The organism is Changchengzhania lutea (assembly GCF_006974145.1).
In the GTDB taxonomy this organism is placed as follows: Bacteria; Bacteroidota; Bacteroidia; order Flavobacteriales; family Flavobacteriaceae; genus Changchengzhania; species Changchengzhania lutea.
This window is the reverse complement of sequence record NZ_CP039456.1, coordinates 400,453-420,937: the sequence shown is the minus strand read 5'-3', so window position 1 is coordinate 420,937 and position 20,485 is coordinate 400,453. Positions and strand designations below refer to the sequence as shown.

23 protein-coding genes and 1 pseudogene are annotated in these 20,485 nt (G+C 35.9%); 3 read left to right on the top strand and 21 right to left on the bottom strand.

The window, feature by feature from the left end:
• Positions 1 to 195 precede the first annotated feature (195 nt).
• A complete protein-coding gene (locus tag FAF07_RS02000; protein ID WP_142783529.1) occupies positions 196 to 2,058 on the bottom strand; it encodes a DEAD/DEAH box helicase in 1,863 nt (620 codons plus the stop codon).
• Positions 2,059 to 3,107: 1,049 nt separating this feature from the next.
• Between FAF07_RS02000 and ltrA the strand changes: the two genes are divergently transcribed.
• A complete protein-coding gene (ltrA, locus tag FAF07_RS01990) occupies positions 3,108 to 4,388 on the top strand; it encodes a group II intron reverse transcriptase/maturase (RefSeq protein ID WP_142783376.1) in 1,281 nt (426 codons plus the stop codon).
• Positions 4,389 to 4,481: 93 nt separating this feature from the next.
• Here ltrA and FAF07_RS01985 read toward each other — a convergent pair whose 3' ends face one another.
• The 5 genes from FAF07_RS01985 to FAF07_RS01965 all read right to left on the bottom strand — a co-directional run bounded on the left by FAF07_RS01985 (position 4,482) and on the right by FAF07_RS01965 (position 8,034).
• Positions 4,482 to 4,814, bottom strand: coding sequence for a helix-turn-helix domain-containing protein (locus FAF07_RS01985; RefSeq protein WP_142783527.1), 333 nt, complete (start codon positions 4,812 to 4,814; stop codon positions 4,482 to 4,484).
• 10 nt (positions 4,815 to 4,824) lie between these two features.
• Positions 4,825 to 5,157, bottom strand: coding sequence for a type II toxin-antitoxin system RelE/ParE family toxin (locus tag FAF07_RS01980; RefSeq protein WP_142783526.1), 333 nt, complete (start codon positions 5,155 to 5,157; stop codon positions 4,825 to 4,827).
• Between the two features lie 264 nt (positions 5,158 to 5,421).
• Positions 5,422 to 6,654, bottom strand: a complete 1,233-nt coding sequence (locus tag FAF07_RS01975) for a M48 family metallopeptidase (protein WP_142783525.1) — start codon at positions 6,652 to 6,654, stop codon at positions 5,422 to 5,424.
• 133 nt (positions 6,655 to 6,787) lie between these two features.
• Positions 6,788 to 7,102 (bottom strand): GIY-YIG nuclease family protein, encoded by a 315-nt coding sequence (locus FAF07_RS01970; RefSeq protein WP_142783524.1) that lies wholly within the window; start codon positions 7,100 to 7,102, stop codon positions 6,788 to 6,790.
• A gap of 137 nt (positions 7,103 to 7,239) precedes the next feature.
• Positions 7,240 to 8,034: a TrmH family RNA methyltransferase gene (locus tag FAF07_RS01965; protein WP_142783523.1), complete on the bottom strand. Its 795-nt coding sequence runs from the start codon at positions 8,032 to 8,034 to the stop codon at positions 7,240 to 7,242.
• 83 nt (positions 8,035 to 8,117) lie between these two features.
• On the opposite strand from FAF07_RS01965, the gene FAF07_RS01960 reads away from it, so the two are divergent.
• Entirely contained in the window at positions 8,118 to 8,918 is an 801-nt protein-coding gene (locus FAF07_RS01960; RefSeq protein ID WP_142783522.1) for a DUF6503 family protein, read from the top strand.
• A 2-nt stretch (positions 8,919 to 8,920) separates the two neighbouring features.
• Here the strand turns inward: FAF07_RS01960 and FAF07_RS01955 are convergent, their stop codons facing one another.
• The gene (locus FAF07_RS01955) at positions 8,921 to 9,988 is read right to left on the bottom strand and encodes a DUF3810 domain-containing protein (protein ID WP_142783521.1); all 1,068 of its coding nucleotides are present in this window, start codon (positions 9,986 to 9,988) and stop codon (positions 8,921 to 8,923) included.
• A gap of 223 nt (positions 9,989 to 10,211) precedes the next feature.
• Between FAF07_RS01955 and FAF07_RS01950 the strand changes: the two genes are divergently transcribed.
• Positions 10,212 to 11,672 carry an aminoacyl-histidine dipeptidase gene (locus FAF07_RS01950; RefSeq protein ID WP_142783520.1) on the top strand — a complete coding sequence of 487 codons (1,461 nt, stop codon included), beginning with the start codon at positions 10,212 to 10,214 and terminating at the stop codon, positions 11,670 to 11,672.
• Between the two features lie 268 nt (positions 11,673 to 11,940).
• On the opposite strand, the gene FAF07_RS01945 is transcribed toward FAF07_RS01950, so the two are convergent.
• The 14 genes and pseudogenes from FAF07_RS01945 to folE all read right to left on the bottom strand — a co-directional run bounded on the left by FAF07_RS01945 (position 11,941) and on the right by folE (position 20,454).
• Entirely contained in the window at positions 11,941 to 12,435 is a 495-nt protein-coding gene (locus FAF07_RS01945) for an NHL repeat-containing protein (RefSeq protein WP_142783519.1), read from the bottom strand.
• 20 nt (positions 12,436 to 12,455) lie between these two features.
• A complete protein-coding gene (locus FAF07_RS01940) occupies positions 12,456 to 12,818 on the bottom strand; it encodes a hypothetical protein (protein ID WP_142783518.1) in 363 nt (120 codons plus the stop codon).
• Between the two features lie 2 nt (positions 12,819 to 12,820).
• Positions 12,821 to 13,162 (bottom strand): hypothetical protein, encoded by a 342-nt coding sequence (locus FAF07_RS01935; protein WP_142783517.1) that lies wholly within the window; start codon positions 13,160 to 13,162, stop codon positions 12,821 to 12,823.
• Positions 13,155 to 13,769 (bottom strand): mercuric transport protein MerTP, encoded by a 615-nt coding sequence (gene merTP / locus FAF07_RS01930; protein WP_142783516.1) that lies wholly within the window; start codon positions 13,767 to 13,769, stop codon positions 13,155 to 13,157. The genes FAF07_RS01935 and merTP (FAF07_RS01930) overlap by 8 nt, the downstream gene beginning before the upstream one ends.
• A 2-nt stretch (positions 13,770 to 13,771) precedes the next feature.
• Positions 13,772 to 14,041: a thioredoxin family protein gene (locus FAF07_RS01925; RefSeq protein ID WP_142783515.1), complete on the bottom strand. Its 270-nt coding sequence runs from the start codon at positions 14,039 to 14,041 to the stop codon at positions 13,772 to 13,774.
• Between the two features lie 69 nt (positions 14,042 to 14,110).
• Positions 14,111 to 14,497 carry a metal-sensing transcriptional repressor gene (locus tag FAF07_RS01920; protein WP_142783514.1) on the bottom strand — a complete coding sequence of 129 codons (387 nt, stop codon included), beginning with the start codon at positions 14,495 to 14,497 and terminating at the stop codon, positions 14,111 to 14,113.
• A gap of 10 nt (positions 14,498 to 14,507) precedes the next feature.
• Positions 14,508 to 16,178 carry a mercury(II) reductase gene (gene merA / locus FAF07_RS01915; RefSeq protein WP_142783513.1) on the bottom strand — a complete coding sequence of 557 codons (1,671 nt, stop codon included), beginning with the start codon at positions 16,176 to 16,178 and terminating at the stop codon, positions 14,508 to 14,510.
• Positions 16,171 to 16,782 (bottom strand): annotated as a pseudogene (gene merTP, locus FAF07_RS01910) (mercuric transport protein MerTP). The gene merA and the pseudogene merTP (FAF07_RS01910) overlap by 8 nt, the downstream one beginning before the upstream one ends.
• A 14-nt stretch (positions 16,783 to 16,796) precedes the next feature.
• The gene (locus FAF07_RS01905; RefSeq protein ID WP_142783512.1) at positions 16,797 to 17,168 is read right to left on the bottom strand and encodes an ArsR/SmtB family transcription factor; all 372 of its coding nucleotides are present in this window, start codon (positions 17,166 to 17,168) and stop codon (positions 16,797 to 16,799) included.
• A 309-nt stretch (positions 17,169 to 17,477) separates the two neighbouring features.
• Complete coding sequence (gene yidD / locus FAF07_RS01900; protein WP_142783511.1) at positions 17,478 to 17,699, bottom strand: membrane protein insertion efficiency factor YidD; 222 nt, start codon at positions 17,697 to 17,699, stop codon at positions 17,478 to 17,480.
• Positions 17,700 to 17,784: 85 nt separating this feature from the next.
• Positions 17,785 to 19,266, bottom strand: a complete 1,482-nt coding sequence (gene cysS, locus FAF07_RS01895) for a cysteine--tRNA ligase (protein WP_142783510.1) — start codon at positions 19,264 to 19,266, stop codon at positions 17,785 to 17,787.
• Positions 19,267 to 19,308: 42 nt separating this feature from the next.
• Positions 19,309 to 19,461 (bottom strand): four helix bundle protein, encoded by a 153-nt coding sequence (locus FAF07_RS19010; RefSeq protein ID WP_317130320.1) that lies wholly within the window; start codon positions 19,459 to 19,461, stop codon positions 19,309 to 19,311.
• Positions 19,454 to 19,621 (bottom strand): four helix bundle protein, encoded by a 168-nt coding sequence (locus FAF07_RS19005; RefSeq protein WP_317130319.1) that lies wholly within the window; start codon positions 19,619 to 19,621, stop codon positions 19,454 to 19,456. Before FAF07_RS19005 ends, FAF07_RS19010 begins: the two co-directional genes overlap by 8 nt.
• Before the next feature lie 155 nt (positions 19,622 to 19,776).
• Positions 19,777 to 20,454 carry a GTP cyclohydrolase I FolE gene (folE, locus tag FAF07_RS01885; RefSeq protein ID WP_142783509.1) on the bottom strand — a complete coding sequence of 226 codons (678 nt, stop codon included), beginning with the start codon at positions 20,452 to 20,454 and terminating at the stop codon, positions 19,777 to 19,779.
• Between the last annotated feature and the right edge of the window lie 31 nt (positions 20,455 to 20,485).

The following is a 20,485-nucleotide window of genomic DNA, read 5'->3' as shown; positions in this document are numbered from 1 at the left end:
AATTAGTTAACGCTAATTTGGTTATAAAAGTACTAAACAAAACACAGATAAGAAATTATTGCAATTAAATTTGACTAAATATTAACAGGTCTCCGTTCATAGTTCTATAAAACATAAGTTACAAACCAAAATTGGTGAACCATACAGCATAAAAAAACCTTCAAATAATTTTGAAGGTTTTTTTATAGATATTATTTAATCTCTACGTCTTGAACGTCTTGCCACAGAAGGACCCGAGCCAGAATCTGAACGTCTTGATCTATCACTATCAGAGTTCGAATCACTTCCAGAGCGTCTCGATTTGCCGTAGGAATCACCACCACCGCGTCTCTCACTTCGGTTACCAGATCCTGATTTTCTGTCGTCACGTCTTCCGCCACTGCGTCTCTCATCGCGTCTTCCGCCACCAGATCGTCTATCATTACGTCTACCGCCGCCGCGATTCTCAGAAACTTCAACATTTACAAAACGCCCCTCATGCTTATATTCCGTAAAGAAAGCAAGTACTTTTTCTTGGTGCTCTTTTTCGGTATTAAAAAAGGAGAAGCTATCTTTTACTTCCACTTTAAAAACATCATCTCTACCTAGTACTAAAACTTCTTTTAAGAAATCTTTAAGCTTCATCCAATCGAAACCATCTTTACTGCCTACGTTAATAAAATAGCGTGTAGAATTAGAACTGCCACCAAAATCTCTTCCACCTTCGCGACCACCTTCTCTATCTCTAGAACCTTCAGCAACATTTAAGTTTTTAGATTTGTTATAATAGTTAAAGAAACGTGTAAACTCTACCGAGAAGAATTTTTTAATCAATTCATCTTTATCGGTATCAGCGAACAATTCATTAATACTGGTTAAGTATTTATCAATCTCATGGTTAACTTCAGTATTGTGAATTTTGTTTGCAAGCGACATCAACTGCACTTCGCAAATTTCCATCCCATCAGGAATTTCCTTTTTGTCAAATTGCTGTTTAATAATACGCTCAATACTTTTTATTTTACGTACCTCACTTTTAGAAACAATAACCATAGAAATCCCAGTTTTACCGGCACGCCCTGTACGTCCAGAACGGTGGGTGTAGGTTTCTATTTCATCAGGTAATTGGTAGTTTATAACGTGTGTAATATCATCGACATCAATCCCACGCGCAGCAACATCGGTTGCTACGAGCATTTGGATTTGTTTATTTCTGAACGATTTCATCACCAAATCACGTTGGTTCTGACTTAAATCGCCGTGTAACGCACCCGCATTATAACCATCTTCAATAAGGTTTTCAGCAACTTTTTGAGTATCGCGTTTTGTTCTACAAAATATTACAGAAAATATATCTGGATTCGCATCTGCTAAACGCTTTAATGCTTGGTAACGGTCTCTAGAATTTACCAAATAGTATTCGTGAGACACGGTGTTTGTACTTTCATTTTTGTTTCCAACAGTAATTTCCTGTGGATTGTTCATGAATTTTTTAGCAATAGTTGCTACCTCACGGGGCATGGTTGCAGAAAACAACCAGGTATTTTTATCATCGGGCGTGTGCGATAAAATATCGGTAATATCTTCTTTAAAGCCCATATTTAGCATCTCATCAGCCTCGTCTAAAACACTGTACTGTATTTTAGAGATATCGACCAAACGTCTGCTAATCATATCTTTCATCCTTCCCGGTGTTGCCACAATAATCTGCGCACCACGTTTTATTTCTCGCGCTTGGTCCGTAATGCTCGCACCACCATAAACCGCCACGACATTAAGCCCTTTACAATACTTACCGTACTGTTTCATCTCGTTGGTAATTTGCAAACAAAGTTCGCGAGTTGGCGAAAGTATTAAACCTTGTGTGGTTCTGCTGGCAATATCAATTTTTTGTAACATAGGGAAACCAAAAGCAGCTGTTTTACCAGTTCCTGTTTGGGCCAATGCCACTAAATCGGTTTCAGATTCTAATAAAATGGGGATGGCCTTATCTTGGACTTCACTTGGTTTTTCAAAACCTAAATCGGTAATAGCGCGCAAAAGGTTTTCATTAAGACCTAAATCTTGGAATGTGTTCATTCTTAGTATAAGTATTCGATTGTGTTATGTGGTGTTACATAAGAAGCGAATCGACATACTTAACTTAAACTTCTAGCAACACATCCTCACTCTGAGGAATTATTTCAAGCGGCAAAGGTAATCATTTATTTGGCATTACCTACTATTATGGTAATTGTTTGATTTTGGGCGTTTTAACACGCTTTACTCATGCATACTTATTATAGATTTAGGAATTCGTGAATATAAATATTTCCGCTGTGTCTTTTTAAAGCGTCATTGCGAAGGAGGAACGACTGTGGCAATCTGTTGAATTCAGGTTTTAATTTGTCTACAATCTAATAATTTTAAAAAGGATGCCGCTAATTTTAAAAAGGATGCCGCTGCAATCGTTAACGCGGTTGTTTGCTAATTTATGTTGTAATAAGAGTTTTTTTGTCAGTGGTTCGTTTAACGTGTTTGTATATGGAAAGTTGCGGGTTTGCGTGCGAGGATTTTCCGAAGGAAAATCAGACGTAGTAAACGTGCAACGACCTTTGTTTTAGCACAACACCAGCAATTTTTTATACACGTTGTGTGTGCCCAGCATGGGCATCTTTTATTTACGGAAAGGTAAATAATTAATCTAGAGGGTGCAAGTCCCTTATGTACAGGAGTAACGTCTTGAAGCATTAGTAAGTCGCAAGGGTGAAAACCGTGAGGTTCTATCTGAAGGAAGCGGAACTACAAAACTCGGTACTGACGAACAGAAATCGTATACAGAGGCATATTTACTTGGGTAAGCAAGCACATCATTGTAACGCCCAACGAACACCAAAAGGGTAAATATGTAGATACGGCAGTGATTGAGAGAAAGAAGATGTCATTACCTGGGGAGGTCTCCAAAACTACGAGTTGGTTATTTGGAGAAGTCAGCAGAGGTCATAGTACCTACGGGAAACGAGTTGAGGCAATACCTCAGATGGTCTCACAAGTAGGGAAGGACAGAACATTAAATTACGTTGGAATTCGATTAGGATGCCTAGCTAGCCTAGTTTTAAACCAACAGGAGTACACGAATTATTAAACCTATGATTGAAAACGTATTATCAGCAACAAACCTTTTTAAAGCAACACGACAAGTGGAGCGCAATAAAGGCGCGAGCGGTGTAGATGGTATGAAAACAACGGAGCTTTCCGCTTATATATTAGAAAACCGTTCGACTATACTATCGACTATTCGCACAAACAGCTATAATCCAAATTCAATATTAGGAGTAACCATTCCAAAAGGACAGGGTAAAACCCGACTATTAGGAATACCAACTGTAGTCGATAGGTGGCTTCAAAAAGCGGTAAGTCAACAATTAATGGTTCATTTTGAATATGATTTTGAACCCGTTAGTTACGGTTTCCGTCCACAAAAGAACATCCAAAAAGCAGTATTACAAGCTCAAACGTATATCAATTCTGGTTATCAAGATATTGTAGATATTGATTTAGAAGGATTCTTTGACCAAGTAGACCACTGTATCTTACTGCAACTTATTTACCACAAGGTAAAATGTCCGACCACTTTGCGATTAATCCGAAAATGGCTTAGAGTTCCCATATTAATAGATGGAAAACTCCAAAAGCGCAGAAAAGGCATCCCGCAAGGCAGTCCAATTAGTCCCTTATTATCTAATATTATGTTAGATGTTTTGGACAAAGAAATGAAAAGCATGGGCTTGCGTTATGTTCGCTACGCTGATGATTTTAGCGTTTACGCCAAAAGCAAAAGCGAGGCTAAACAAATAGGAAATAGACTGTTTGTCTTCTTAAAAGATAAACTTAAATTACCTATAAACAAAGCCAAAAGTGGCATCCGCAGACCTGTAAACTTTGAGTTACTCGGGCATGGTTTTGTACCCATCTATAAAAAGGGTGTAAAAGGACAATATGTACTAGTGGTAGCCAATAAAAGTTGGGCAAAGTTTAAACGTAACCTAAAAAGTATAACCAAGAAAACCAAACCCATGTCGTTGTTAGAACGACTCGAACGACTTAATCAAGTCTGCCGAGGCTGGATGAACAATTACCGCTTAACCAACATCTATGCAAAAAGTAAAAAGCTAGATGAGTGGCTAAGAAATCGGTTGCGCTATTGTATTTGGCACGATTGGAAGAAACTAGAACGGAAACGTAAAAACCTAATTCAATTAGGTATAGAAATCGGACAAGCCTATGCTTGGAGTAGAACAAGAATGGGAGGCTGGGCAGTTGCTCAAAGTCCTATTCTAAAGACTACTATTACAGTCTCTAGACTTAAACGAAAAGGGTATAAACCTTTGTTAGATTACATTAATAATACGCAAACTTCAATTTGGTGAACCGCCGTATACGAGACCCGTACGTACGGTGGTGTGAGAGGCGCAGTGACGACTTTTAAGTCGTCACCCGTCTACTCAATTGCCAGTAGTGCTTTATGCAACTTTAAATTCCGATTCGTTCATTTCCACACTAAATCGAACGTTTGCTTTTAAAGCTCTAAATACTTTTAAAATCGTTTCGATAGTTACGTTTTTAGTATTTCTTTCCAATTTAGAGATTTGAGATTTTTGAACCCCAATTAATTCTCCGAGTTGCTCTTGGGTCAAATTTCGTTCTTTTCGGACAGACTTTATCATATCGCCAAGCACTTCCATTCGCAGGTCAAATTCGTATTTGTCACGTTCTGTTGTTCCAACTTTTCCAATGTCCTTGTCCTTCATTTGGTCAAGTGTCATCATTTTCATTTTTTTATTTTTCGTTGCCATAATTTCAAGTTTATTTGTCAAAATATTCAGATCTAATTTTCAATGCTTTCTCAATTTCAGATTTTGGAACTTTACTTACTTTTTTTACCATTCCGTGTGTAGATAACACAAGCGTTTCGGTTTTGTCAGTTTTGTCCCAAAATGCAAAGAGTCTGTATTGAATTCCTTGATAAAGTGTTCTAAATTCCCAAATTTCGTCTGTCAGTTTCTTAAACAGTTTTGGGTCATTTTCGAGTTTCGCTTTATCCAAATTGTAATAGATTTTCTTTTTTGCTTTAACATCCAATTTGGACATAAAGTCAATAGCTTGTTCAAGAAAAACTACCTCAAATTTTGGTTTCATTCAGTTTATTTGTCGTTATACTTTAGCAAAGATAACAAAAAAGTTGAATTATATGGAAACTTTTGATGATTTCGTCCGCATTACTGGCAACTTTTATGGATATGAAATACGTTTTAATGTTTTATATCCGACGTGAAACGAAATTAGTCGAAATTTTTTACAAAGTCAAGTTAAACGAAAACAATAAACTATTTTACTTTGAGTTTTAGCGCCACTTAAATGATGCGATTTCTCCAGTCGTCGAAATGACAAAGGAATTCAAACTTACTTCCTCAAATTAACAATCCGTTCCAACAATGTAGGATGCGAATAATGCATAAACACATATGCCGGATGCGGTGTTAAATTGCTCAAACTATTTTTTGAGAGTTTTTTAAGTGAGGTAATAAGCGGTTCTGCTTTAAACGTGTTTTTGGCATAATCATCGGCTTGGTACTCAAATTTCCTGGAAAATACGTTCATAATCAATCCTGTAATTTCCGAAATTGGCGCATATAGCAACCCAAAAGCGATCAGTCCAATATGAAAACTTGGAGTTTCCACACCCAAAGCGTTTGATAATAAGGGATTGGATATAAACAGTGATAAAACATAAAGCGTCAACCCTGTCAATAAAATAGAAGCAAACAAATTAAAAATAATATGCTTCTTTTTATAATGCCCAACTTCATGGGCCAATACAGCAACAATTTCATCTTCATCCAAATCATGGATCAAGGTGTCATAGAGCGTCACTCGTTTTTCACTACCAAATCCCGAAAAATACGCATTCGCCTTGGTACTTCGTTTAGAACCGTCAATTATAAATATTTTATCTAATTTAAAACCAACAGTCTTCGCGTATTCTGAAATCTTATCACGCAAACCTCCAGCTTCCAAAGGGGTTTGTTTATTGAACAAGGGGACAATAAGTTTAGAGTAAAACATATTCATAAATAGGGTAAACGCAGATACAAGCGCCCAAGCATATAGCCAAAAATGTGTTCCTGTAACTTGATAGAACCAAATAATTATAGCTAAAATACCACCGCCAACAAGCGCCATCATGAGCCAGCCTTTAATTTTGTCTAAAAAGAAGGTTTTAACCGTTGTTTTATTAAATCCGAATTTTTCTTCAATAACAAAGGTACTGTAATATGAAAAAGGTGTGGTAATGATATCGCTTCCAATCATAATAATCCCAAAGAAAATCAACGCTATTATAATGAGGTTGTCACTGTAGCTCCTGGCCAAATTATCCACAAATTCAAATCCGTCAAAAAATAAGAACCCCAAAGTTAACAATAACGAAAATGTTGAGGTGAGCAGTCCGAACCTATAATTTGTAGCTTTATAACGCTGTGATTTTTTGTATTCGGTGTCATCATAAACATCCTGTAAACCTTTAGGAAGGGCGTCGTTGTAATGTTTAGCATTTAAGGCATCTAAAATTTTATCAGCTATAAAATTGATGATTATTATGGCTATGATGATATAAAAAAGAGTGGTTGCTGTCATTAATTCAGTATTTAGTTTGCAGTTTCAGTTTACAGTAAATCACTTTGCGTCTTAGCGTTCTAATTTTAAAACAGGAAATTTTATTGAAAAGCAAAAATAAAACTATTTGTCACACTGAGCGCAGTCGAAGTGTTCATTTACCAAGATACTTGTAATGAGTTGCATTTCTACACTCAGCCAATATCTGAAGCATATCAAAATTTCCATGAATTAAAGCTTCTTTCTTGGCGCGTGTCCATTTTTTGATTTTCTTTTCAAAGTATATAGCTTGTAATACATCATTAAAAGTTTCAAAAAACTTAAGTTCTATTGGTCTTCGCTTGTAAGTGTAACAATCTCTATATTTTCCATATTTATGTTTGTTTACGCGTTTCTCTAAATTATTTGTAATTCCTGTATAATAAGAATCATCGGAGCATTTTAGAATATAAACATAATATAAATACATATTTTAAAGTTTGTTTAGGTATTCGATATGTAATATTTATTAAAGCTTTATACAAATTGTTACATTGAGCGCAGTCGAAATGCATTGGTGCTTATAATTAATAAGGTCTTCGACTGCGCTCAGACTGACATATGACGTTATTTAAAATCCCGTTGACGTTTAGCCTCAAAAATAAGAATTCCTGCTGCAACCGACACGTTCATGGAATCTATTTCGCCCTGCATGGGGATAATAATATTCTGATTGGAGTTTTCTAACCATTCGTTACTCAAACCTGTGGCTTCGGTGCCCACGACAATTGCGGTTGCCGATGTGTAATCTTGGGTATGATATGCCACCGAAGCCTGCAATGCTGCACAGAAAACGCTTATGTTTTGCGTTTTTAAAAAGACAATAATTTCAGAAGTGTTTGCTGTGGCAATTTGGTTGGTAAACACGCAACCCACACTGGATCGTATAATATTCGGGTTATATAAATCGGTTTTTGGATTGGCAATAATTACGGCATCTACCTTTGCGGCATCGGCGGTTCTTAAAATAGCGCCAATATTACCAGGTTTTTCGGGTGCTTCGGCAACTAAAATTAAAGGATTTTCCTTATCAAGTTTTAAATCGCTTAAGTGGTTGCGTTTGGATCTGGCAACCGCTAAAACCCCTTCCGTGGTTTCTCTGTAAGCCAATTTCTGATAAACGTCTTTGGATATTTCTATACTGGTTATTTGTTGATTTGTAAAGTCATTAAGCCGTTCTTCAGAAAATAATTCAGGATAAAACAAAATGGTGTCCAAAGCATAATCCCCTTTTAAAGCAAGCGAAATTTCGCGAACCCCTTCAATTAAAAAGAGACCTGTTTTTTTACGTTCGCGCGACTTGTCTTTTAATAGAGTAAGTTGCTTAATAAAGGCGTTTTGCGTACTGGTAATTTCTTTCATGGCAATCGAACAAAAGTAATAGTTTTTATGTAATTATGCTCTTGTAACTTCGTCAAATAATAAAACCATTCAACATATAACAAATGAGACGCATATTTCTAGTACTCTTTGCAATTTCAATACTCTCCTGCAATAACAACTCGAAAAACAACATCGTTGTACCCACTGATTATTCCAAAGAAAATCTCGATATCACTACCAGTATCTATCCAGAAAATATCTCAAAAGTATTTGAAGCCCATGGCGGTTTGGATAATTGGAACACAATGCAATCTTTGGTGTTCACTATGGAAAAACCAAACGGCGATGAGGTAACTGCAACCAACTTAAAAAACAGAAAATCGCTTATCGAAATGCCAAAACATACCATAGGTTTTAATGGTGAAGACGTTTGGTTGTATTCCAAAGACACCACTGCTTACAAAGGAAAGCCTAAGTTTTACTATAATTTGATGTTCTATTTTTACGCCATGCCTTTTATTCTAAGTGATGATGGCATTATTTACAAAGACGTAGCACCATTAGTTTTTGAAGACCAATCATATCCTGGCATTCAAATTTCATATGAAAGTGGCGTAGGAGAATCGCCTGAGGACGAATATATTGTATACTACGATTCTGAAACCCATAAAATGGTCTGGTTGGGTTATACGGTCACTTACTTTAGTAAAGCGAAGAGCAAGGAATTTCATTTTATAAAATATGGCAATTGGCAATCTGTTGAAGGTTTGCTATTACCAGAAACCTTAACTTGGTATAACTACGAAAATAATTTACCAACCACCAAGCGTAACGATTTAAAGTTTACAAACATTAAACTTTCAAAAGAACAACTAGACACTGCTATTTTTGAAATTCCAGAAGGTGCCGAACTTTTGGAGTAAAGTTAAAACGTTTTTGATTCAAAATAATTAACCAATAGCGCCACCACATAGTTATAGCTTTCCATCCCTTTATCTTGCTTGTTGGCCTTTAAGAAATTGCTGTAAAATGACTTAAAATAAGGCTCCACCGGGTTTTGATGCGCCACCCAAAAGCTTCTTACTTCATCATAGTTTTTTAAGATACCAAGATTTACATCGGCAACCATGTCTTCAAATAAACAGGGGTCTCGATTGTATATTTCATTCAGGCAAAACCGTAAACCAAAAGCGTAGCCCGAGTAGTTAAAATAGATATCATCATGATTTGTGGCGGCTAAAAAAGCTATAAAATTAGCTTCGTTTTCTGCGGCATACCCCAATTGATGTGCAATCTCATGCGATGATGTCGTCGGGAATTTATACGCAGGAATTAATGCATCCACATGAGCTTCATTCGTTAACGGATTCAAATAGCCACTAAAACCCATATAAGTCAACGGGTAACTAAACAGCGATTTCTTTATACTCTTTGGGTGGTATTCCAAATGCGGAAATACTTGCTTTAAGTTGTCATAACCCTTTGGCGCACGCTGCATAATGGCTCTTTTATGGTAAGGTATCACCACTTTGAGGGTGTCATTTTCAGATACTTTTGCATGCATGCTGTTGGCCCTGATAATTAATTTGTTGGTCACGTTCACAAGCTGTTCGGTCGTATAATCAGCCTGTAAACCCAAACTGGCATGCAGCGGTAATCGGTAGTAATTAAAGCCCCAAAGTATGTGAAATGCAAAGTAAATAACAGCTGCTGCTGCAAGCACATCCACAAACCAACGCTTGGTGTCTTTACGTAACCGTTTTCTGTTTTTATAAAACCATCGGATCATATAAAGAATTCCAAAAGCATATACCAAATCGCCAAACGAAAAAGGCAACCACCCCAGAACATATCTAAATAATTTAGACACCCACTGATAAACCCCATTACTGTAGTACTGCTCTACAAATTCAGGATGTGCGGCCGCTAGCCTAATGAGTAAATATTGGGGAAGTAATGACAGCGCCATTACCGTTTTCTTGTTCTTCAGCATGTTCCAAAAGTAATAAAAAATTGTACCCTATGGCAATGGCATAACTATAAAGGTTTCTTCCTGCTTTCCACTGTATCTTTTTTTCGTGCCTCAAAAAAGGATGCCGTTTCAAATGTTTACATTCATCGAATCTAATAGAAATAAATACCAGTGAGGTAATCAGGAGTAGCCGCTAATATCAGTCCAATTTTGCTATCTTTGAAAACAATTATATAAACCCATTATGAGCTCAGAAATAAGACAACTAGAACCCCAATTACTTTGGAATAAATTCGCCGATCTAAACGCCGTGCCACGACCGTCAAAAAAAGAAGCACGTGTCATCGCATTTATGATGGATTTTGGTAAAAACCTAGGTTTAGAAACCCTTGAGGATGAAGTTGGGAATGTCATTATTAAAAAACTGGCAAGTCCTGGAATGGAACATAGAACGCCTATTGTGATGCAATCGCATTTAGATATGGTGCATCAAAAAAATGGGGACACTATTTTTGATTTCGATACTCAGGGCATTGAGATGTATGTCGATGGCGATTGGGTTCGGGCAAAGGGTACGACACTCGGCGCCGATAATGGTCTAGGTGTGGCCACTATCATGGCCATTTTAGAAAGTACCGATATCCAACATCCAGCCATTGAAGCCTTATTTACCATAGATGAGGAAACGGGCATGACGGGTGCCATGGGACTTAAAGGGGGTTTGCTTAGTGGTCGTATTTTGTTAAATCTAGATACGGAAGAAGATGACGAAATAGGCGTAGGGTGCGCTGGCGGAATCGATGTGACCGCGACGCGCAGCTATAATGAAGAAGATACTCCAGAATTTAAAACCGGTTATAAAATTACGGTAAAGGGCTTACAGGGCGGACACTCTGGCATGCAGATTCATGAAGGCTTAGGGAATGCCAATAAAATTATGAACCGCTTATTGTTTGATGGCTTTGAAAATTTTGGCTTGCGCATTTCAGAAATTGATGGCGGTAGCCTGCGCAATGCGATCCCAAGAGAGAGTAATGCGGTGGTGGTTATCGATGCCATGCATGAAGATGCCTTTCTTTTAGAAATGAAACAGATGGAAGCGCTCTTAAAAAAGGAGTTAAAAACAATGGAGCCCGATTTAAATATTGTGGTGTCCCAAGTAGAGACACCAGCGAAAATCATGGATTTAGGCGTTCAAGAAGGACTGACTAGAGCACTTTATGCAGGATGGAATGGTGTATATAGAATGAGTGCTGATATTCTAGATTTGGTTGAAACTTCTAATAATATTGCACGTGTGATTGTTAAGGACGGCAGCATTAAAATAGGCTGTTTAACGCGGTCATCTGTGGAGAGTTCAAAAATGGACTTGGCCAATGCGCTTCGAGCAGCTTTTGAGCTCACGGGTTGCGAGGTGGAATTTTCTGGGGATTACCCAGGTTGGGCGCCAAATATGGACTCACCAATTTTAAAGGTCATGGAAAATCTCTACGAAAAGTTACATGGTGAAAAGCCTCACGTGGCAGCTTGTCATGCTGGTTTAGAATGCGGTATTTTAGGACAGAATTACCCAGAGATGGATATGATTAGTTTTGGTCCGAATATAAAAGGCGCACACTCACCAGATGAGCGCGCACAAATTTCTTCGGTTCAAAAGTATTGGAATTTTGTATTGGAGATTTTGATGGAGATACCCAAGGCGTAGATGTTTTGTTTAACGGTTTGTGTATAAAACATAGGTAATTAAAAAGCACTTTCGTTTCGGATAAACACAGAGACTAATTTTTTATATTTTGGAATAGTTGCAAATGTGTATGGCTTTTCTATAATATAATTCCTTTGTTCATTATTAAAGTCATTGCTTTTCAAAAATGGAAATAGCTTTCCCTTTATAATTTACCACATACATTTTATTACTTACAATTTCAATATCCGTTGGTTGATTGAAATTGTCCGATACAATTTGTGAAAGATTACCATTTAAATACGTAAACCAATACTCTATTGCCTTCAAAATCTGCAATGATGACTTGTGTATCAGTTACTTTTAGTCCTGTGGCTACTTTTATGTTTTCATTCCAACCGATCATTCTTACATAGTTCCCTTTTAAGTCAAAGACCTGAACACGGTTGTTGTATGCATCTGCAACAGAAATCAAATCATTTTTTAAATCAACATCTGTAGGATAATATAATTCGCCATCATTATGTCCTTCTTTACCTATAATGGTTACTTTATCATCTTGTTGGAAAATGATTCTATGATTATAAAAATCAGCAACGGCAATCGTATTTCCATCAACAGCTATTCCTGCAATTGCATCCGTATTTTTTTTTAACGTAAGTGTTGAAACAGTTCCGTTTTCAATAATTTTTACGGTATCTGATGTATATTCGGGAACATAGATTTTATCTTCTTGAATCGCAATATGCATTGGGCGTTGAAAGCCATCAAATGATTCAATCATTGTTCCATCAAGGTCAATTTTTACAATACGGTTATTTGAAAACTGGTTTCAAATAGAATTCTTCTACCAGGAATAAATTGGAATCCTGGTGATATAAAGAGGGTATGTACTTTAGGGTCAAATGCATAATTGCCGTTAAACTCTAAATACGTGTTTAGTTGTTTTTGTGGATATTTATGGGGTAATAAAGGAACACCAAGCGAAAAATTATACAAAAAATCATCAGAAGTATCTTTGTTGGTCATGTTATATCCAAAATCGGCATAAAGCCCTTTTTTGGTTGTTAATTTCCCCATTACAATACCAATGTAGGTTTGAGAAAGCCCTGAACCAATTGCAGGACTTGATGATGTCTTTCCTGTGGGGAATGTTTGTTTAACCAAGCCTAAAACTCTAAATGTTTTGGCTTTGCCGTCTTTTTGTAAAGTTGGTATTTGGCAAAAACCGTCATATCCGCAAAACCTCCTGTTGTTTCTGCTCCTTTAGGGGTAATAAACTTGAATGGAAATATTCCACCAATCTGAAATTTTGATGTGATATTATAAGGAATAGCTATGGGTTGCACATAAATGTTCGCATTTTCTTTTGAAATGAACTTACCAAAAGTTCTAATGCCATTTCCTTCCAGTCCAAGCATAATGGGCGTTTCAGTTGTAATTGGTGGGCCTTGGGCAAACACTTTTAAGGTAGAAAAAATACTCAATGCTATTATAATCAATCTATTCATTAGTATTGTTTTTAATTGTGTATCCTTTTGATTTAATCACTTCTTCTATTTCACTTACGGTTGTTTTAGTCGTGTCAAACTTTATTTCAGAAGTTCCTTTTATGTGAGAGGTCTTGATTCCAAAAATCCCGTCCAATTTGTTCACAGAATGATTGATATTTTCTTCACAACCAGAGCATACCATCCCTTCAACATTCAACTTTACAGATTGAATATCTGTATTGTTTGTTGCAACAATTTCTTTTGTAGCTGTTGGGTGAAATATTTGTGGATAATAAGAAACCAATGTCATCACAACAACAAACATAGTGACCAACCACAAATAGAATTTCGATTTAAAAAATGATGGTTTATCAGTTTCACAGTTGTCACAATCGTCCACCTTCTTTTTTTTATACACTTGATAAAAAGCTAAACCCAATGACAAAAATGCAATGACCAACAGATAAGGTTTCAAGGCATTGAGCCAAGAAAAATAGACAGAACTTCCACTGATTCCTGCAACTCCCGTTAGCAACAATGGCCCCCAACAACAAAGTTTTAAGGAAACTGCTGAAAATACAGCAGTTCCCATTGATGCCCTTTTGTTCAATTTAGTGATTGCCATATCTAACAGCTTCCTATTCCTGCATTTACCAAATCATCTTTTGTGATTTGGATATTTTTGCAACAATCCAAAAGTTGTCCATTAACAGCAATGACAGGGAGCCTTTTTACTCCGTATTCATTCATTTTGGAAACACAGATTTTACTTTCACATTGCTCTGCTAAATTATGAAGTGTGATTTCGCAGTCCTTTCCTGCTGTTTCTTTTACTAATAGCACCACAGGTTCGCATACTGGACATCCTGCTGTAAAAATCTCAATTTGTCGTTTCATCTTATTTGAAGTTTAAATTATTAATACCACAAAGATGACGACAAGAGGTAGGGGGTCTCCAAACTTTTTTTAATCTTTTTTTTCGCTGTACGCTTTAAGTCTGGTTTCTATGGCTTGGATTTCTTTTAACTTGTTAGTCAAATCAGATAATTCCAAATTAGGGAATTCACTTTTTAAATATTCAATTTTATCTTCATTGCCACAGTTTCCGGGGCAAGAATCCACAGCTTTTACAATTCCAATGGCCAATGCTTTTCGATAGACTTCATCCAAAAGTAAATAATGTGCTTTTTGAATGCCTTTATCTATGGATTTGAACTGGATGTTTATTTGTTCAGGGTCTTTTCCATCATCAAGCATTTTAACAATGCCATTAATTTGGCCACTTAAGGTTTTTAACCTGATTTTAATATCTAAAATCAAATCGGCAGGTAATTTTTGTGGCTCTTTTTTCATATCAAAAATTTTAGCTAGAACAACAACTCAATTTAGAAACATCTTTACCAAACGTAATTGCTGCTAATTTGATACCTTCTCCAAGTGTCAAGTATGGATAAAAGCTTTCAGCCAAATCTTTTACTGTTATACCAAACTTAATAGCCATACTTAATTGTTGAATGAGTTCGCCACCTTCTGGTGCTATTACCCTAGCACCTATCAATTTATCCGTTTCGGTATTTCGAATCAATTTTATAAATCCTCTGGTATCTTGAGCGGCCAATGCTCTAGGCACGTGAATTAAATCTAATTTAGAGACTTCAAAAGGGATGCCTGCTTTTTCGGCTTCTACTTCATCCATACCTGCTCCCGCAATTTGAGGATCTGTAAATACTACCCAAGGTAATGATGTATAATCTACACTATGTTTTGATAAAGAAAATGCGTTATTTACTGCTGTACTTCCTTCTTTTGCTGCGGTATAAACAAAAGGCGGTGTATTGGTGACATCACCAGCTGCATAAATATTGGAAACGTTAGTTTCCATTTTTTCGTTAACTAAAATATGTCCTTTTTCTGTCAGCTTTAGGTCAATATTTTCAAGACCTAATTTAGATGTATTTGGTTTTGTTCCTGTAGCTACGACAATATGTCCTTTTTCAATTATTTGAGTGGTAGAACCATCAGGACATTTGCAATGAATAATGGTATTATCACCATCTTTTTCAAATTTAATAGCTCTAAAATTTGGTAGGATTTCTATCCCTTCACTTTTCATTTGTTCCACTAAAATATCTGCAATATCGTTGGTTTGACTGCGTAATGGCCTGTCGGTAAATTCTATGATATGCACTTTTACGCCCAAACGATTGTATGCCATTGCAATTTCCAATCCAATATAGCCGGCACCCATTATGGTTAGGCTTTTTGGTTTTGCTTCTAAATCGAATAAAGATACATTGGTTAAATAGTCAACCTCATTTAAGCCTTCAATGTTTGGAATGTTGGTGGTCGCTCCTGTTGCTATAATGATGTTAGTTGCGGTGTATGTATCTTTTCCATCTACAAGAATGGTTTTATTATTTACAAATTCTGCCCAACCTTTAAGCATTGTTAAGTATTTAAAATCACTTACCACATCCATATACTTATGTTGCTGTAGTGTGGTAACTAATGCTTTCTTGTCTTTTATTATTTGAGTAAAATCAATGGCAACACCTTTGGGTTTAATTCCTTTAAAATTAGAATGTGTTGCGTGATACGCTATTTCGGCAGCTCTTATTAAGTTTTTTGAAGGCACGCATCCAACATTGACACACGTTCCACCAAAGTCCAAACCACTGTTAACCATTAGCGTAGTTAAGCCTAAACTTTCGGCTTTTATGGCTGCTGAAAAGGCAGCAGAACCACCACCAATAACAATTAAATCGAATTGATTTTTATCATCAGAATTTGTAACACAGCAATCTTCTTTTTCAACATCTTCAACAACTGAATAATTACCTACATTATTCACCGCATTAATAACATCTTGGTGGCTTATCTTATTGGTGTCATATACAAATTTCCCTTCTCCTGTTTCGTGATTTACAGTGCTACTTACAATTCCGTCTTTAACGTTTAAATCTTTTTTAATATGTGATGAACACCCTGAACAAGTCATTCCGTTGATGTTTAATTTTATTGTTTTATTACTCATCTTTTTCTTTATTAATTACTTTATATCCTGTTGAGTTTATTGCTTTTTCTATATCCTCTTTAGTAGTTTTTGTATTATCAAACTCCACTTCTGCGTTTGCCTTTTCATAGGAAGCATTTATATTTACAATACCTTCTAACTCATTAACTGCGTGTTTAACGTGTTCTTCACAAGATGCACAAGTCATCCCTTTGACATCAAAATTTAATGTTTGAATATTGGATTGATTGACTACAACCACTTCTTTCTTATTATCAGGATAAAAAATATGAGCATAATAAGGGAAAGCAATTGAAACCGTTGCAAACAAAGTAATGCCAACTAAAAATCTTTTGGTTTGAAACTATTTTGATTTTGCATCAACTTCACAACCACAATCATCAGCATTTTTCGGTTTTAAATAATTATACCAAGCATAGCCAATTGCGACTATTGCTAAACCAATTAAATAGGGTCTAAAAGGTTCCATCCAAGAAAGAGCAGACGCACTACCACCTACGCCAGCAATTAATGCTATAACAGGAGGTATACAACAAGATGATGATGCTACAGCAGCAAATAAACCAGTGTATGCTGCATTTTTTGATGTTTTTTCTGTTTTCATTTTTCTAATAATTATTATGCTGTTTTTCTAATTAATTCTATAGATTTAAAAATGCTATTAAATATCTCTGTTTCATCTCTATTTAATGAATAGTAAAGCGTTTGACCATCGCGTCTTGAAGAGATAATTCCTGCATCCTTAATTTTGCGTATGTGTTGAGAGATTGCAGGTACACTCATTTTTAGGATATCTGCTAAATCACAAGGACATAATTCATTTTCCGTATTTAAGAGAAAAAGAATTTTCAACCTTACATCGTTCCCAGCAATTGACAAAAGTTTTGTCATTTTTTGAAAACTTCCTTCCATTTTATCCAATGTCTCCATACAGTTTTGTAACTGCTTATGGTTAGCTTCCGCTCTTGTACAGGTTATTTCTAATTTCATGAGATATGTTTTACAGGTGCAAATGTATAATTAATTACGTATTTAAGCAAATACTTAAATATATTATTTCAAAACATGGGAAATTTTTAACTCTTTTTGAATCTAGAGCATTGGAATTGTGTGTTGGGAAAAACCGAAAGTGCTAAAATGTATGGCTGGTTTTCAGCTTGTGGCCAATAATCAACGCATATAAAAGGTGTTTTAAATTGCTTATATCCATCGTTAAACGAAGTTAGTTGAAATTTTTTACAAAATCAAAATAAAGAAAACCGAAAATCATCAGATGGTTTTACTATGTTCACAATAACTTTAAGGCACAGGATCATAACCCGAGCCGCCCCAAGGGTGGCAACTAAAAATGCGTTTTATCGCTAACCAGCCGCCTTTAAATAAACCGTGTTTTTGTAAGGCTTCCTTAGTATATTGGGAGCAGGTGGGATTATATCTGCAACTGGCAGGCATAAGCGGCGATATTAAAGTTTGATACACTTTTATCAAGAGTAAAAAAGGTGCTGTTAGTAGTTTTTTCAATTATTGTTATTTGTATGTTGTTTAGATGTTAAGTCAAAATAAGTCGAACAGCTTTACAACAAACGACTGAAGGACAAGCAACAAATTAATTTACAGAAAAAGTTGTCCCATCTTTACCATCTTTAAGCTGAATGCCAACGGCAGCTAATTCATTTCTTATTTTATCAGATAAAGCAAAATCTTTATTCGCCCTAGCTTCTTGTCTTAAAGTAATTAAAACAGAAATAGCACCAGAAAGTTTATCTGTTCCAGATTCATTTTTGGTAGTATTTTCAAGTCCTAAAACATCAAAAACAAAACGATGTATCGTGTTTTTTAACAGGGCTAAATCTTCAGAGGATACCGTTTCCAATCCTTCTTTAATTTGATGGATATATTTGGCAGCTTCAAATAAATGTGCAATAAGAATAGGCGAGTTAAAATCGTCATTCATGGCATCATAACAGGTCTGTTTCCAAGTCTTGATATCTAGTGTTGAGGTTTCAGAAGGTTTTAATTCTTCTAACAGATTAACCGCATCCATCAATCTATAAAAGCCTTTTTCGCTGGCTAGTAAGCCATCATCTGTTAAATCCAATACACTGCGATAAGATGATTGTGCATTAAAAAAACGAATCACGCTAGGGGCATAGGCTTTGGTAAATATGCTATTATTTCCAGAAAGTAATTCGTCTGGATTAATCGTGTTTCCTGTAGATTTAGACATGCGTTGCCCGTTTAGTTGCAACATATTTGCATGCATCCAATAATTTACAGGCGATACGCCTTTTGCCGCTTCATTTTGTGCAATTTCACACTCGTGATGTGGAAACTTTAAATCCATGCCGCCACCATGAATATCAAATTGCTCTCCCAAATATTTCGTACTCATGGCAGTGCATTCTAAATGCCAACCAGGAAAACCGTCACTCCATGGCGAAGGCCAACGCATGATGTGTTGGGGTTCTGCTTTTTTCCAAAGGGCAAAATCCTGTGGGTTCTTTTTATCACTTTGACCGTCGAGTTCTCGGGTGTTGTGAACCAAATCCTCTAATTTACGTTTGCTTAATTTTCCGTAATCATGGGTCTCGTTAAACTTATGCACATCAAAATAAACCGATCCATTGACTTCGTAAGCATATCCATTGTCAATAATGGTGCTAATTAATTCAATTTGCTCAATAATATGTCCGGTCGCTGTAGGCTCTATGCTCGGTGACAAAAAGTTGAAGGTATTGAGGATATTATGAAAATCTACGGTGTAGCGTTGCACCACTTCCATAGGTTCTATTTGTTCTAAACGTGCTTTTTTTGTAATCTTATCTTCACCAGCATCTTCATCGTTTTCTAGATGACCTGCGTCTGTAATGTTTCTAACATACCGTACTTTATAACCTAAATGTTTCAAATAGCGAAACACCACATCAAAAGACATAAAGGTTCTTACATTACCTAAATGCACATTACTGTACACGGTAGGTCCGCAAACATACATGCCTACATGACCTGCGTTAATGGGTTGAAATAGTTCTTTTGTGCCAGAAAGGGTGTTGTATATTTTAATAGGTTGCTCTTGGTAAAGTTGCATTATTGTAATTTGTTAAGTCGTTAGCCGTTGAGTCGATTAAGTTTACGTTTTAAGAAAATGATTCCTTAAAGCATTAATCTTATTAGTTATTGATTCAACTTCAAATCTAATATTTTTATAGTTTTCTTCGGAAATAAATCCAAGTTCTTTTGAAATTATGGCTTGATTTAATAATTCTAAAGCTGAGCTATACACTTATGGTCATAAAATACGCTTTATCTTTATTGGTTAATCTCGCAGTACTCTCAGCTATATTTGAAGATACTGATACTGAACATCGTCTCATTTGTGAAATTAATCCGAATTTTTCTTCTTTTGGAAATAAGTCTGTCGTTTTATAAGTTGTAACAGCCAATTGAATAGCTTCTTTCCAAACTTCTAGTTTTCAAACGAATAAATATGCATAAGGTGATTGTTGCTGAGTCGTTTGTTGTATAGTTGTTTATGGTTTTGGATGTATTCGACAAGTTTTCAGCTAAACGACTTAACAGCTCACAACTAACAGTAAAACTAAAACTTAGTATCTAATTTGATGTAATCTAAAAGTTCTCTACGGGTTGCCTGTTCCTTAAATTTACCACCAAATTCAGAGGTTACGGTGCTACTTTCAACATCTCTAATACCTCTTGAATTGACACACAAATGTTTGGCATCTATAACACATGCTACATCTTGCGTATTTAACACTTCTTGCAATTCTTTAACGATTTGAATGGTTAAACGTTCTTGTACTTGTGGACGTTTTGCAAAATAATCGACAATCCTATTCATTTTGGATAATCCTACAACAGTACCGTTGGAGATATACGCAATATGGGCTTTTCCAACTATAGGTAATAAATGATGCTCGCAAGTGGAATAGACCGTAATGTTTTTTTCAACTAACATTTCGCCGTATTTATACTTGTTTTCGAATGTTGAGGCTTTTGGTTTTTTATCTGGATTAAGACCAGCAAAAATTTCTTTAACAAACATTTTGGCTACGCGATTGGGCGTTCCGTTTAAACTATCGTCCGATAAGTCTAAGCCTAGAGTTTCCATGATATGGCGGATATCATCCTTGATGATATCTATTTTTTCATCATTAGAAAGTTTAAAAGCATCCTGTCTCATAGGTGTATTTTGTGAGGTTCCCACATGATCATCTCCTAACGATTCAAAATCTTCTATGTTCTTTTCAATTTTCATACTTAAAAAATCAAGATTTTTAGGCTGCAAA

What these genes read in the sequence shown, in the direction of transcription:
- FAF07_RS02000 (WP_142783529.1), bottom strand. Translation starts at nt 2,058, where the DNA reads ATGAACACATTCCAAGATTTAGGTCTTAATGAAAACCTTTTGCGCGCT.
- ltrA (WP_142783376.1), top strand. Translation starts at nt 3,108, where the DNA reads ATGATTGAAAACGTATTATCAGCAACAAACCTTTTTAAAGCAACACGA.
- FAF07_RS01985 (WP_142783527.1), bottom strand. Translation starts at nt 4,814, where the DNA reads ATGGCAACGAAAAATAAAAAAATGAAAATGATGACACTTGACCAAATG.
- FAF07_RS01980 (WP_142783526.1), bottom strand. Translation starts at nt 5,157, where the DNA reads ATGAAACCAAAATTTGAGGTAGTTTTTCTTGAACAAGCTATTGACTTT.
- FAF07_RS01975 (WP_142783525.1), bottom strand. Translation starts at nt 6,654, where the DNA reads ATGACAGCAACCACTCTTTTTTATATCATCATAGCCATAATAATCATC.
- FAF07_RS01970 (WP_142783524.1), bottom strand. Translation starts at nt 7,102, where the DNA reads ATGTATTTATATTATGTTTATATTCTAAAATGCTCCGATGATTCTTAT.
- FAF07_RS01965 (WP_142783523.1), bottom strand. Translation starts at nt 8,034, where the DNA reads ATGAAAGAAATTACCAGTACGCAAAACGCCTTTATTAAGCAACTTACT.
- FAF07_RS01960 (WP_142783522.1), top strand. Translation starts at nt 8,118, where the DNA reads ATGAGACGCATATTTCTAGTACTCTTTGCAATTTCAATACTCTCCTGC.
- FAF07_RS01955 (WP_142783521.1), bottom strand. Translation starts at nt 9,988, where the DNA reads ATGCTGAAGAACAAGAAAACGGTAATGGCGCTGTCATTACTTCCCCAA.
- FAF07_RS01950 (WP_142783520.1), top strand. Translation starts at nt 10,212, where the DNA reads ATGAGCTCAGAAATAAGACAACTAGAACCCCAATTACTTTGGAATAAA.
- FAF07_RS01945 (WP_142783519.1), bottom strand. Translation starts at nt 12,435, where the DNA reads ATGATTGAATCATTTGATGGCTTTCAACGCCCAATGCATATTGCGATT.
- FAF07_RS01935 (WP_142783517.1), bottom strand. Translation starts at nt 13,162, where the DNA reads ATGAATAGATTGATTATAATAGCATTGAGTATTTTTTCTACCTTAAAA.
- merTP (WP_142783516.1), bottom strand. Translation starts at nt 13,769, where the DNA reads ATGGCAATCACTAAATTGAACAAAAGGGCATCAATGGGAACTGCTGTA.
- FAF07_RS01925 (WP_142783515.1), bottom strand. Translation starts at nt 14,041, where the DNA reads ATGAAACGACAAATTGAGATTTTTACAGCAGGATGTCCAGTATGCGAA.
- FAF07_RS01920 (WP_142783514.1), bottom strand. Translation starts at nt 14,497, where the DNA reads ATGAAAAAAGAGCCACAAAAATTACCTGCCGATTTGATTTTAGATATT.
- merA (WP_142783513.1), bottom strand. Translation starts at nt 16,178, where the DNA reads ATGAGTAATAAAACAATAAAATTAAACATCAACGGAATGACTTGTTCA.
- FAF07_RS01905 (WP_142783512.1), bottom strand. Translation starts at nt 17,168, where the DNA reads ATGAAATTAGAAATAACCTGTACAAGAGCGGAAGCTAACCATAAGCAG.
- cysS (WP_142783510.1), bottom strand. Translation starts at nt 19,266, where the DNA reads ATGCAACTTTACCAAGAGCAACCTATTAAAATATACAACACCCTTTCT.
- folE (WP_142783509.1), bottom strand. Translation starts at nt 20,454, where the DNA reads ATGAAAATTGAAAAGAACATAGAAGATTTTGAATCGTTAGGAGATGAT.